The 12,716-nt window shown below is 66.6% G+C and carries 13 protein-coding genes; 4 read left to right on the top strand and 9 right to left on the bottom strand.

Annotated features, from left to right (window positions below; genetic code table 11):
- Positions 1-3: 3 nt before the first annotated feature.
- The 5 genes from ACSFBC_RS10870 to ACSFBC_RS10850 form a co-directional block, all read right to left on the bottom strand.
- Complete coding sequence (locus tag ACSFBC_RS10870; RefSeq protein WP_435510331.1) at positions 4-942, bottom strand: ABC transporter permease; 939 nt, start codon at positions 940-942, stop codon at positions 4-6.
- Between the two features lie 8 nt (positions 943-950).
- Complete coding sequence (locus tag ACSFBC_RS10865; protein WP_435510644.1) at positions 951-2,567, bottom strand: TIGR04028 family ABC transporter substrate-binding protein; 1,617 nt, start codon at positions 2,565-2,567, stop codon at positions 951-953.
- 229 nt (positions 2,568-2,796) lie between these two features.
- Entirely contained in the window at positions 2,797-3,606 is an 810-nt protein-coding gene (locus tag ACSFBC_RS10860) for a VOC family protein (RefSeq protein WP_435510330.1), read from the bottom strand.
- Between the two features lie 16 nt (positions 3,607-3,622).
- A complete protein-coding gene (locus ACSFBC_RS10855; RefSeq protein WP_435510329.1) occupies positions 3,623-4,183 on the bottom strand; it encodes an OsmC family protein in 561 nt (186 codons plus the stop codon).
- Positions 4,184-4,482: 299 nt separating this feature from the next.
- Positions 4,483-4,818: a hypothetical protein gene (locus ACSFBC_RS10850; RefSeq protein WP_435510328.1), complete on the bottom strand. Its 336-nt coding sequence runs from the start codon at positions 4,816-4,818 to the stop codon at positions 4,483-4,485.
- Positions 4,819-5,067: 249 nt separating this feature from the next.
- Here ACSFBC_RS10850 and ACSFBC_RS10845 point away from each other — a divergent pair, with 249 nt between their 5' ends.
- From ACSFBC_RS10845 to ACSFBC_RS10830, 4 genes are all read left to right on the top strand, one after another.
- A complete protein-coding gene (locus ACSFBC_RS10845; protein ID WP_435510327.1) occupies positions 5,068-5,700 on the top strand; it encodes a hypothetical protein in 633 nt (210 codons plus the stop codon).
- Between the two features lie 270 nt (positions 5,701-5,970).
- Entirely contained in the window at positions 5,971-6,108 is a 138-nt protein-coding gene (locus tag ACSFBC_RS10840; RefSeq protein WP_435510326.1) for a hypothetical protein, read from the top strand.
- 134 nt (positions 6,109-6,242) lie between these two features.
- Positions 6,243-7,028 carry an exodeoxyribonuclease III gene (gene xth / locus ACSFBC_RS10835; protein WP_435510325.1) on the top strand — a complete coding sequence of 262 codons (786 nt, stop codon included), beginning with the start codon at positions 6,243-6,245 and terminating at the stop codon, positions 7,026-7,028.
- A 4-nt stretch (positions 7,029-7,032) separates the two neighbouring features.
- Positions 7,033-7,560, top strand: coding sequence for a hypothetical protein (locus tag ACSFBC_RS10830; protein ID WP_435510324.1), 528 nt, complete (start codon positions 7,033-7,035; stop codon positions 7,558-7,560).
- 234 nt (positions 7,561-7,794) lie between these two features.
- On the opposite strand, the gene ntrC is transcribed toward ACSFBC_RS10830, so the two are convergent.
- The 4 genes from ntrC to glnA form a co-directional block, all read right to left on the bottom strand.
- The gene (ntrC, locus tag ACSFBC_RS10825) at positions 7,795-9,318 is read right to left on the bottom strand and encodes a nitrogen regulation protein NR(I) (RefSeq protein ID WP_435510323.1); all 1,524 of its coding nucleotides are present in this window, start codon (positions 9,316-9,318) and stop codon (positions 7,795-7,797) included.
- Between the two features lie 23 nt (positions 9,319-9,341).
- Positions 9,342-10,418 (bottom strand): nitrogen regulation protein NR(II), encoded by a 1,077-nt coding sequence (glnL, locus tag ACSFBC_RS10820; RefSeq protein WP_435510322.1) that lies wholly within the window; start codon positions 10,416-10,418, stop codon positions 9,342-9,344.
- A gap of 1 nt (position 10,419) precedes the next feature.
- A complete protein-coding gene (locus ACSFBC_RS10815) occupies positions 10,420-10,923 on the bottom strand; it encodes a hypothetical protein (RefSeq protein ID WP_435510321.1) in 504 nt (167 codons plus the stop codon).
- A 249-nt stretch (positions 10,924-11,172) separates the two neighbouring features.
- Entirely contained in the window at positions 11,173-12,588 is a 1,416-nt protein-coding gene (glnA, locus tag ACSFBC_RS10810; protein ID WP_435510320.1) for a type I glutamate--ammonia ligase, read from the bottom strand.
- Between the last annotated feature and the right edge of the window lie 128 nt (positions 12,589-12,716).

The following is a 12,716-nucleotide window of genomic DNA, read 5'->3' as shown; positions in this document are numbered from 1 at the left end:
GTGTCAGTGGCCCAGTTGAACGCGCAGGCGCGGGTCGAGCACCGGATACAACAGGTCGACCGCGAGATTGATGAGAACGAAGGCCGCAGCGGAGATCACGACGATCGCCTGCAGCACCGCCGTGTCCTGGTTGCCCACGGCCTGCTGCGTGAGGCTGCCCAGGCCGTTGAGCCCGAACACCGCCTCGGTGACCACCGCGCCGGCCAGAAGCTCGCCGAACAGGATGCCCGCGATGGTCAGCGTCGGCAGCACGGCATTGCGTGCGACGTGCTTCCAGAGCACCCAGTTGCGTGTCGCGCCCTTGGCCCGCGCCACGGTCACGAAAGGTTGCGCAAGCACCTGGTCGATGTTGCGCATCAGGATCTGCGCCAGCGGCGCGGAGATCGGGACGGCCAGCGTGAGCGTGGGCAGCACCAGCCCTTCCCACTTGCCGGGATTGATCACCGGGATCAGGCCGAGCCGGAACGAGAAGACCTGGATCAGCATGATGCCCAGCCAGAACACCGGCACCGAGATGAACAGCGAGGGCAGCGACTGGATCGCCGCGCGCAGCCAGGCGAAACGTGTGAGGTTCGACAGGAAGGACAGGCCCACCGCCAGCAGCAGCGCCACGCCGAAGCCGAAGCTCGCGAGCCGCAGCGTGGGCGGCAGGTTGACCGCCAGGCCCTGGCTCACCGGCACGCCGGCCTGCATCGAGTAGCCGAAGTTGCCGCCCAGGAAATTCCACAGCGTGTGGAAGTAGCGCTCCCACACCGGGTTGTCGGCGCCGTAGGCGGCGCGGATGTCGGCGATCTCCTCGGGCCCCAGCCCGAGGTCGGGGTTGAGGAACTTGATCAGCACCGCATCCCCCGGCAGCGCCTGCAGCAGCACGAAGGACGCGGTGAAGGCGGCCCACAGCACCAGCAGGGCCTGCGCGATGCGGCGCCAGAGATACATGCTCATCCGTCAGCTCAGTGTGGGGCCAGCCAGGTCGCGTAGAAGCTCGGACGGCCCACGGCTTCGTAGCCCACGTCCTTGACCCACGGCGCGCCTGCGAAGGCCTGCGGCTCTTCGAAGATCGGGATCACGTAGGCCTGGTCGATCAGGTAGTTCTGCACCTCGCCGACCAGCGCCAGCCGCTTGGCCGGATCGACCTCGCTGGCAATGCCTTCGAGCAGGGCGTTGAGCTTGGCGTCCTCGAAGGCCTTGACCTTGTCGCTCACGCCGCCCTTCTGCAGCAGCACGTTGCGGTTGGTCGGGTAGTACTGGCTCTTGATCACGTCGGGATCGGCGCGGCCCACCATGGTCGGGAACACCGCCGTCTTGGCCGGGTCGAGGTTGTCGAGGGTCTTGCTGCCCGTGTCGCCCGTGAGCACGTCGAGCTTGACGCCGATCTTGGCCCACTGCTGCGCCACCAGTTGCAGCGTCTCCTTGTTCTGCGGCTGGGGCAGCGCCTCGTAGGCACGCAACACCAGCGCCTGGCCGTCCTTGGTGCGCACGCCGTTGGCGCCGACGGTCCAGCCGGCCTCGTCGAGCAGCTGCTTGGCCTTGGCTTCGTCGTAGCCGAGCTTGGCCGACAGGTCCACGTAGCCGGCCGCCGTGGCCGCGATCACCGAGGTGGCCTGCGGGTAGTTCGAGGAGAACAGGGTCTCGACAATCTCCTTGGTGTTCGTTGCATGCAGCAGCGCCTGGCGCACGCGCACGTCGGCCACCAGCGGGTTGTCCGGGCGGAAGTTGATGCTGTTGTTCACGCCGCGCGTCGAGGGCGCGTAGATCGCGAAACCCTGGTCCTTCACGCGCTTCTCGTCGTAGGCCTGCACCTGGCGGATGAAGCCGGCCTGCCCCGCCAAGAGCGCGCCGATGCGCACGCTATCTTCAGGCGTCACGATGAGCTTGATCTCGTCGAGGCGCGCGCGGCCCTGGTGCGCCAGCGTGGTCGGGCCCCAGGCGTAGTCCTTGCGCACCGACAGCACCAGTTCCTTGCCCAGCGTCTCGCTGGTCACGACGAAGGGGCCGGAGCCGATGATCTTGGTCGCGTCGCCCAGCTCCTCGAAGGGACGGGCCAGCGTGCTCAGCGACACCAGCCCCGAGCCGATGACCGAGGTGCCCTGCAGGAAACCCGGCGACGGCTTCTTGAAATGGAACTTGACCGTGCGTGCGTCGATCACTTCGCTGCGGTCGTAGTTGTTGATGGCCTCGGACACCGGCTGCTTGAGTTCCTTGTTGCCCTTGCCGAAGGTGTCGAAGTTCTTCGCCACCGCGGCCGCGTCGAGCGGCGTGCCGTCGGAGAAGGTCACGCCTTCGCGCAGCTTGAAGGTGTATTCGGTGACCGCGTCGTTGACCGTCCACGACTCCGCGATCCAGGGTTCGACCTTGAGCGTCTTCGGATCCTGGTAGGTCAGCTTGTCGGTGACCTGGTTGAGGATGCCGCCGTTGGGGTAGAAGCCGCCCGCGGGCGGGTACAGGTTGCTGTGCGCCTGCTGCTCCAGATAGACCAGCGTGCCGCCGGTCACGGGCGCCGAGGGATTCGCGGCAGCCGTGGCGGACGGTGCGTCGGCGGTCTTGGAGCACGCGGCGACCAGCGCCATCAAAGCCACGACGGCAGCGGCCGCAGCCGCGCGCTCAAACCTTCTGGAAAACACGATCACGAAGTACTTTCGATGGAGAGGAAGAAGAGCCCGGCGGCGCGCGCAAGCGCTTCGCCGGCCCTGGAAATCGTAGTCAGGCGTCTGTGCTTTGGGCACCGATTAAGTAGCATCGTTATGCGATCGGCAGATAAGCGATGCCTGCATCGACACCCGAAATTTCAGGCGGAAATCAGTCGCGATTCACGGCCGGCGCAGGGGCGCCCGCGCGCTCGAATTCGATGCGCGCACCATGGCTGCGCACCAAGTCGACCGCACCGAGCGGCTGCGTGGCATCCGCGGTGCGCAGCACCAGCGCATAAGGGCCTTCGACCTGCCCTTCGACAGGCTCACGCGCCGCGGACAGCACCAGCGCGCTGCTGCCGAATGCAATCACCGCGAGCCGCAGGCCCTGCCCCGGCAGCGGCACGGCCTGCCCGATCGCGACATGGGCGCCATCACCGAACAAGGCGCGGTAGCGCGCCAGCGTGGCGTCGAGGTCGTGGACCGCGATGGCCAGGCTGGCCACGCCGAGCGCGCCATTGGGATGCACGCGTGCGCCGCCTTCGGGCACCCGCAATGCGCGCGGCGTGATGTCGCCGCACAGGAAGGGCAGATCGGTGGAGGGCGGCCGCGCCGTCTGCCAGTGCAGCCGTTCGCCGTCGGGGCGCAGACGGCCGCCTTCGAGCGGACCGTCGAGCACCAGGCCGCGTTGTCCGGCCTGGCTCACGGTGTCGGCCACGCTGCGGGGCAGCAGGGCGAAGTCGATGATGCCCTCGCCGTGGCGCTGCAGCAGTTGCCACCAGCGTTCCTGCGGCGCGGGCGCCTTCCAGGCGATGAGTTCGAAATAGCTGCCGTCGGCGAACACCACCAATGCGTTGTGCGTCGAGCGGCCGGGATGGTCGCCGCCACGCTGCACGTTGAAGCCCAGTGCCGTGTAGTCGGCGATGGTGGTGTCGAGGTCGTGGACGGCGATGACGATGTGGTCGAGCGTGAGAGACATGGCGCGGTGTTCCTGCTCAGGCTGCGAGGCGGGTGTCGGCCTGGGTGGCCAGGGCATTGGTCAGCTTGACCTCGGCCCGGATGGTCTGCGGGTTGCGCAGCAGGTTCAGGATCGGGCAGTTGCGCTCGACCGCCTCGAACAGCGCGTCGATGTCGGCGCGGCTGGCGGGCGAATCGATGTGCACGGTGTAGGCGATCTGATGCGGCCAGATCGGCGTCTGCTCATGGCCGGGCTTGCCGCCGCGCGGATCGATGATGCCGGTGACCTCGACCTCGAGGCTCTCCAGCGGCACCTGGCGCTCGGCCGCCTGGATCAGGAAGATGTGGGTCACGCAGGTGCCCAGCACGCCGAGCTGCAGCTCGGGCGAACTCGGGCCCAGGTTATAGCCCGCGAAATCGGGCGGGCTGTCGCTGATCACCTGGTGGTCGCGGATGCGCAGGCGGCGCACGCCGCTGCGGCCTTCGGCGCGCACGGTGGCCTTGAGTTGCGCCGGCTGCGCGGTGCCGGCCTCGATGGCGGCGCTGCGCGCCAGCACGGCCGCGCGCTTCTCGGCAAGGTAGTCGTTGAGATGGCTCATGGTGTTCTTTCTTCGTTCCAGGGACGACGCCCGGCAGACCCGCCGAGGGCGGCATGTGCCTGTGATCCGGGGCAGCGGAAGCCCGGGATTCTTCGCGTCGGGGACGCGATGCGGAACGAAGAAAAAGGAACTGGCTTGCTCGGAATCCGCATATCGGCCGGGCTGCGGGTTCCCACCACAGGCGCCGTCACCGAGGCCGTCGACCGGGAACGCGGCGCACTTCAGGGCTGGTCGGCGCTCGACGCGCCGGCCCCGAAATCGTTACCCTGCGACCCCTGGGCCGCGCTGCGCATTTCAGCTCAGTCGGCGCCCAGTCGCTTGCGCGAGCCGGGCCTTCTGGGAAAGAGCCGCAGCATCTGAAGGCCGGTGCGCGTGATGGCGGTGACGGTGGCGGTGGGGTTCATCCATCCGGCGGGGGTTCGCACCGCCTTCGCGATGTTGGCTTCCACGTGGCCCGCGATCACCAGGATATGGACCGCATCGACGTCTTCGCCGCCCTTGATCGTCACGGGAAAGTTCGTCTCGGAGAGCGACTGGAGCATTGAAATCGACATAGGGAACCTGTCACGGCGAGTTGGTTTTCTTCGGGCGCGCGGCATGTGACGCTGCAGGCCGTGCCCACAGCTGTCGTTCATCGGTCATCCCACCGGGCGCCTCTCAAAGAAGCGCGCGGCTTCGTAAACAATTGTGACAGCATCCCCGCCCCGGTGGTCCCGGGCGGGCGTCGTCGCACAACGCATCACCACGCCGATCCGGGCCGCGCCGCGGCGCGTGGTTGCCGCCCAACCCATCGCAGGCTGGCGTTCTTCATAATTCAGGCCTTTTCGAATTCACAACCCGTCGGAACGCCCTTGAGTGCTGCAGATTTTCTCCTGTCCCCCGCCGTGCAGAAGCTCATGCAGGTCGTGTACTCGGCGCCGGATCACTGGTTTTCGTCGAAGGAGTTGGCCCAGCGGACAAAGCTCGAGCCCGGCGAGCTCGAATCCACGCTCGAGCATCTGGTCCGGAGCGGCATCCTGGCATCGCAGAAGCTGCATGCGGATCAACCCGGGACCGTCAGGGTCGACCCTTCATTTGTCTTCCATCGCGAACTGCGCAGCATCGCCTTGAAGTCGTTCGCGGCAGCCGAGCCGATCCGCGCGATGCTGCGCTCCAGATTCAAGGATTCGGTGGTCCGCGCCTTCATCCTGGGAGAGGACGACAACAACGTCATCGAACTCGTCGTCGTGCATGGCGCCGTGACGCCCGACGAGGCCGCCATGACGGCCGCCTGCCAGAAGCTCTCGAAGAGCCTCCATCGCCATCTGCAGGTGCATGTGGTGTCGATGACCCGGCTCAGCGATCCGTCGCATCGCGACCCACTCGTCACCAGGCTCGCGGCCGCTTCGACCTTCGAGATCATCGCGCCCGGACAAACCAGGGCACAGTTGCCGACCGAACGACTCGGCCTGCTGCAAAGCGCGAAGAAGAAGCTGGCCGCGCTGTCTCGTTCCCCGCATCGGAACGGTCCGCGGTGAGGCCACCTGGCCCCATCAGGGCAGAGGTTTCTTGCGGCCAGCGCTGGCCAACGGGGGGCCGCGTGCGCTGGCGAATCCAAGCCCCGCAGATCCCTGTCCGGACCGACATGTTCGTTACTTGAAGCTACGCTAGCATCGCGCGCCTTCTCCTGACAATGGTCGGGCGGGTTCTATCGGGAGGATGGCGAAATGGCGTTGCACAAGAGATTTCCGGGGTTGAGATGCGCTTGCGAGCCGGTCGCGGCCGACCGCATGGAGCGGAGCTTCTGGATGAGGCTGCTCCCTGGCATCAGGGCCTACCGTTGTCGCACCTGCGGCACGGATTTCCTGGCTTCGAAGCGCGCGATCGATGCGCTGGTGATCGCGCAGCGTCAACAGGCTTTCGAGAGCCGACGCGAAGTCCGCTGAGGCGACCTCGAAGTCTGGCCGCCGGAGGCACTGTTCCGGGCTTCGTCCCAAGCCCTTGAACGCCGGTTCGCCAGGCAGCGTCCCTGCAATGATCGAGCGCACGGTCTGTGGATGCAAAACACTATGATTTGATGATGAAAATCGCCACCTGGAACGTCAACTCCCTCACCGCCCGCTTGCAGCACGTGCTCGACTGGCTGATCGCCAACCCCGTCGACGTGCTGTGTCTGCAGGAGCTCAAGATGAGCGACGACAAGTTCCCGCTCGACGTGCTGGCGTCGGCCGGCTACCAGGCCGCCTACTTCGGCCAGAAAACCTACAACGGCGTGGCGATCCTGAGCCGCGCGCCGGTGCGCGACGTGGCGAAGAACATCGGCGGCTTCACCGACGAGCATTCGCGCGTCATCAGCGCCACCGTCGACACGGCCCGCGGCCCGCTGCGCGTCGTCAACGGCTACTTCGTCAACGGCCAGGCGCCGGGCAGCGACAAGTTCGCCTACAAGATGCGCTGGCTCGACGGACTGCGCGAATGGCTTGCGGCCGAGATGGCAGCCCACCCCGACCTCGTGCTGCTGGGCGACTTCAACATCGTGCTCGAAGACCGCGACAGCTTCGACCCCATCGGGCTGAAGGAAACCATCCACCACACGACCGAGGAGCGCAACCACTTCCATGCGTTGCTGCAGCTGGGCCTGACCGATGCGTTCCGGCTGTTCGAGCAACCCGAGAAGAGCTTCTCGTGGTGGGACTACCGCATGCTGGGCTACCAGAAGAACCGCGGCCTGCGCATCGACCACATCCTGGTGAGCGCACCGCTGGTGCCCCGTGCCGTGGGCTGCATCATCGACCGCGTGCCGCGCAAGTGGGAAAAGCCCAGCGACCATGCGCCTGTGGTGCTGACGCTGGACACCGCGGACTGACACCATGCGCAGCACGCACGGTCGGCACCTTGCAGCAGCCGCTGCGATCGTGGGCGCCCTGCTGGTCGGCTGTGCGCCGTTGAAGCCCACGGCGCCGCCCGATGCGACGGCCACGCCAGGCGCTGCCGCCGAGTCCGCGCCCCCCATCGCGCCCACCTCGGAAGTCGAGCCCGTGCGGCTGATCACCAACCAGACCCCGGCCGTGCGCGCCTATCGCAAGCTGGGCTCGGGCCAGATCTACAAGACCTATCCCACGCGGATCTACAAGGGCAAGATCCCACCGCTGGTCTATGCGGTGGTGGTGGTCGAGACCGACATCGACGACACGGGCAAGGTGCTCTACGTGGGCTTCAGCCGCCGGCCCAGCCATGCGCCCGAAGTGCCGGGCATGATCGCCGAACTGATCCGCAAGGCGTCGCCCCTGCCGCCTCCGGGCCGGCTGGGTCCGCACACCTACGTCGACACCTGGCTCTGGGACAAGAGCGGCAACTTCCAGCTCGATTCGCGCACGCTGGGTCAGAGAAGCCGGTGAAATTGGCCCACCCCCGAAGGGCTTCGCGCACTGCGTGTCGCTTCGCCCTCCCCCCTCAAGGGGGCAACACCGGCGGCCCGGCGGAGCCGGTTCCGCGGCATCGACCCACCCCCTAAGGCTTCGCGCACTGCGTGTCGCTTCGCCCTCCCCCTCAAGGGGGCAACACCGGCGGCCCGGCGGAGCCGGTTCCGCGGTGTTCCGCGCACAGACAGGGGTGCTGAGGAAAAAGGCGGGTCACTCCAGCCCTAGCTCCTGGATCTTGCGAGTGATGGTGTTGCGGCCGATGCCGAGCTTCTGGGCGGCCTCGATGCGGCGACCGCGCGTGCTGGCCAGCGCCGTGAGGATCAGGCGCGATTCGAAGCGGCGCGACAGCACTTCCCAGACGTCGGTGCGGCCGGCCGACAGCAGACGCTGCGCTTCGACTTCGAGTCCGCCTTCCCACTCCGCGGTGGCGGCGTTCTCGGGTGCAGCGGCGGCCGGCATCACGGGCGAGGCGACGGCCGCGAACGGTGCGTCGCCATCGTGCTCCATGGCGTAGACCGTCGGCGGTGGCACCAGGGCCTGGACGGCCACCGCATCGGCCGCCGGCGCGGCCATCACTTCCGGCGGCAGGTCCTTGGTCTCGATCAGTTGCGCGGGCGCCATCACGGTCAGCCAGTGGCAGATGTTCTCGAGCTGGCGCACGTTGCCCGGAAAGCCGAAGGTCGCGAGCTGCGTGAGGGCCGCATCGGAAATGCGCTTGGGCTCGACGCCGAGCTGCTTGGCGCTCTGCTGCAGGAAATGGCGCGTGAGCGCGGGCACGTCCTCGCCGCGTTCGCGCAGCGCGGGCAGCCGCAGGCGGATCACGTTGAGCCGATGGAACAAGTCTTCGCGGAAACCGCCGAGCTTCACGCGCTGCTCGAGGTCCTGATGGGTGGCGGCGATCACGCGCACGTTGGCCTTGACCGAGTTGTGGCCGCCCACGCGGTAGAAATGACCGTCGCTCAGCACGCGCAGCAGCCGCGTCTGCAGATCGAAGGGCATGTCGCCGATCTCGTCGAGGAAGAGCGTGCCGCCCTCGGCCTGTTCGAAGCGGCCACGGCGCATGGTCTGCGCCCCGGTGAACGCGCCGCGCTCGTGGCCGAACAGTTCGCTCTCCAGCAGGTCCTTGGGGATGGCGGCGGTGTTGATGGCCACGAAAGGCCCGTTGGCGCGCGGCGAATGCTTGTGCAGCGCGCGTGCGACCAGTTCCTTGCCCGAGCCCGACTCGCCGGTGATCAGCACCGTCACGTTGCTCTGCGACAGCCGGCCGATGGCGCGGAACACGTCCTGCATCGCGGGTGCCTGGCCCAGCATTTCGGGCGCGGCGGCCATGCGTTCCTCGGCCACCTCCTCGCGCTGGCTTTCACCGACGGCGCGGCGGATCAGCTCGACCGCGCGTGGCAGGTCGAAGGGCTTGGGCAGGTATTCGAAGGCGCCGCCCTGGAAGGCCGAGACGGCGCTGTCGAGGTCGGAGAAGGCCGTCATGATGATGACGGGCAGCCCGGGGTGCTTGGCCTTGATCTTGTCGAGCAGGTCGAGCCCGGAACCGCCGGGCATGCGGATGTCGCTCACCAGGACCTGGGGGCCTTGCTGTTCGTCGTCGTCGGCCAGCTCGAGGGCCGCGAGCACCTCGCGTGCATTGGTGAAGCTGCGCGTGGGCAGGTCTTCTCGCAGCAGCGCCTTCTCCAGCACGAAGCGGATCGATTGGTCGTCATCTACTATCCAGATCGGCTTCATGCAACTCCTTGGTCGTCTTGCTGCTAGGGCAGCGGTATCAATATCTTGAAATCGGTCCGGCCGGGCACGCTGTCGCACTCGATCACCCCATGGTGCTGTTGCACGAAGGTCTGCGCCAGCGTCAATCCGAGGCCAGTTCCGCCGTCCCTGCCCGACACCAGCGGATAGAAAATGCGGTCCTTGATGGCATCGGGTACACCCGGTCCGTTGTCGATGACATGCAATTCCAATGCCAGTCGATACCACTGCTTGTTGAAGATGACCTGGCGCGCGATCCGCGTCTTGAAAGTGATGCGCGCATCGCCGGCCGCGCGGCGCTCGACCAGCGCCTGTGCGGCGTTGTGGACGATGTTGAGCGTGGCCTGGATCAGCTGCTCGCGGTCGCCGCGGAACTCGGGAATCGAGACGTCAAAGTCGCGCTCGATGTGCAGGTCGCGCGGAAACTCCGCGAGGATGACCGAGCGCACGCGCTCGCAGACTTCGTGGATGTTGACGTCGCCCACCACGTGCGGGCGGCGGTGCGGCGCCAGCAGCCGATCGACCAGCGTCTGCAGCCGGTCGGCCTCGTGGATGATGACCTGCGTGTATTCGATCAGGTCGCGCGACTCGACCTCCATCTGCAGCAGCTGCGCCGCGCCACGGATGCCGCCCAGCGGGTTCTTGATCTCGTGGGCCAGGTTGCGGATCAGTTCCTTGTTGGCCTGTGCCTGGTCGATCAGCCGCTCCTCGCGGTCCTGCCGCACCTGCTGCTCGAGCGGCGAGAGTTCGATGATCAGCTCGCCCGGCTTGTCGCCCTGCGCCAGCGTCACCTGCACCGGCATCAGTTCGTGGTTGACACGCCGCAGGAAGGCCTCGTAGCGCAAGGTGGCGAAGTCGTTGCTGCGCGCGCCGTCGATGGCGGTGCGCAGCACCTGCGGCTCCTGGAAGCAGGCGCCGAACTGCGAGCCTTCGAGCGTGCGGCGCGAAGTGCCCAGCGCGTCCTCGAGCGCGGCGTTGGCGAACAGCACCGAGCCGTCGTCCTTGACCACCGCGATGAGCGTGGACAGCAGGTCGAAGGGCTGGAACCGTTTGAGCGAAGAGGCGGTCTTGCCGAAAGCCATGTCAGGGCGCCGCCGCGGGCAGGCGCCCGATCTCGCGGCGGATGCCGGCGATGTCGCTTTCGTTGCGCGCGAGCTCGGCCTTCATCTCCGCCACGCGGTCGAGGTACTTCTGGTAGTTGCGGGCTTCGCCGCCCTGCTTCTCGGGCTCGCCGTTGTTGTAGTCCCTGAGCAGCTGGGCCTGTCGCGATTCCGCTTTGCGCAATTCCGATTGAAGCACCGAGCGGGCCTCGCCGTCGCGCGCGCGCTGGTCCGAGCCCTCCACGCGCGGGCTGCCGGCCGGGGCACGGGCCGCGGCGCCGCCACCCGACGAGGCCGCCGCGCCCGGAGGCCGCGCCCCCTGAACGACCGTGACGTTGCCGCCTTCCATGACCTTGCAGCCGCGCTTCTGCGCATCGGCGGCGTTGTTGGTGTACTCGTTGCCGCAGCGCCAGACGCGCTCCTGGGCCTGGGCCGGCAACAGGGCGGGCGGAAGAATCAACAGCAGTGGGAAAAGTAGTTTCTTCATGGTCCTGGGAAGTCTGGGCGCGAAGCAAAGGGCATTTTGAGGCAATTCGAGCAACGCCCTGCCCCGGTGTTCCCCTCCAATGAAAAAGGACGGCCGAAGCCGTCCTTTCAATACCATCAGAACTCAGCCCACCCGGCCCGCTTCCCTTCGTGAGACACCGAGGAACCGGCTTCGCCGGGCCTCTGGTGTCGCCCCCGGCAGGGGGAAGGAGAAGCGACACGCAGTGCGCGAAGCCTGGGGGCGAGCCTCTTACAACGAGTAGTACATGTCGAATTCGACCGGGTGCGTGGCCATGCGCAGGCGCGTGACTTCCTGCATCTTCAGCTCGATGTAGGCATCGATGTAGGCGTCGGTGAACACGCCGCCCTTGGTCAGGAAGGCGCGGTCCTTGTCGAGTGCTTCCAGCGCCTGGTCGAGGCTGTGGCACACGGTCGGGATCAGCGCGTCTTCTTCCGGCGGCAGATGGTAGAGGTCCTTCGTGGCGGCTTCGCCCGGATCGATCTTGTTCTCGACGCCGTCGAGGCCGGCCATCAGCAGCGCGGCGAAACCGAGGTACGGGTTCATCAGCGGATCGGGGAAGCGTGCCTCGACGCGACGGCCCTTGGGGTTGGCCACGAACGGGATGCGGATCGATGCCGAACGGTTCTTGGCCGAGTAGGCCAGCTTCACCGGGGCTTCGAAGCCGGGCACCAGGCGCTTGTAGCTGTTGGTGCCGGGGTTCGTGATGGCGTTCAGGGCACGGGCGTGCTTGATGATGCCGCCGATGTAGTGCAGCGCGAATTCCGACAGGCCTGCGTAGCCGTCACCGGCGAACAGGTTCTTGCCGTCCTTCCAGACCGACTGGTGCACGTGCATGCCGGAGCCGTTGTCGCCGACGATGGGCTTGGGCATGAAGGTGGCGGTCTTGCCGTAGGCATGGGCCACGTTCTGGATCACGTACTTCTGCAGCTGGACCCAGTCGGCGCGCTGGACCAGCGTGCTGAACTTGGTGCCGAGTTCCATCTGGCCGGCGTTGGCCACTTCGTGGTGATGCACTTCGACCGGGATGCCCAGGGCTTCGAGCACCAGGCACATTTCCGAGCGCATGTCCTGGAAGCTGTCGACCGGGGGCACCGGGAAGTAGCCGCCCTTGACGGCCGGGCGGTGGCCCGTGTTGCCGTGCTCGTATTCCTTGTCGGTGTTCCACGAGGCTTCTTCGGAGTCGATCTTGACGAAGCAACCCGACATGTCGTTCTTCCAGCGAACGCTGTCGAACACGAAGAATTCGGGTTCCGGTCCGAAGAAGGCGGTGTCGCCCAGGCCCGAGGCCTTCATGTACGCCTCGGCGCGCTTGGCCAGCGAGCGCGGATCGCGATCGTAGGCCTTGCCGTCGGCGGGGTCGATCACGTCGCAGGTCAGGATCAGCGTCGTCTCTTCGAAGAAGGGATCGATGTTGGCGGTGTTCGGGTCGGGCATGAGCTGCATGTCCGAGGCCTCGATACCCTTCCAACCCGCGATCGACGAACCGTCGAACGCATGACCCGAAGTGAACTTGTCTTCATCGAAGTGCGACACCGGCACGGTCACGTGCTGCTCTTTGCCTCGGGTGTCGGTGAATCGAAAGTCGATGAACTTGACCTCGTTTTCCTTGACGAGTTTCAGTACATCGGCGACGGTCTTTGCCATCAGTTTCTCCTGGTTGAAAGGGGGGTGGTTGGAAATACGTGTGCAAGGGAATGCAGGTTCTGTGCCATTGCGGGGCATTCCCAAAGCGGCTCTTTCGGGTTCGGTGCCCCGTCAAAGCGAGAAAAAGA

It is taken from the genome of Variovorax frigidus, from assembly GCF_051216515.1.
Taxonomy (GTDB): domain Bacteria; phylum Pseudomonadota; class Gammaproteobacteria; order Burkholderiales; family Burkholderiaceae_C; genus Variovorax.
The sequence above is the reverse complement of the archived record's forward strand: the minus strand, read 5'-3'. Positions and strand labels throughout refer to the sequence as shown.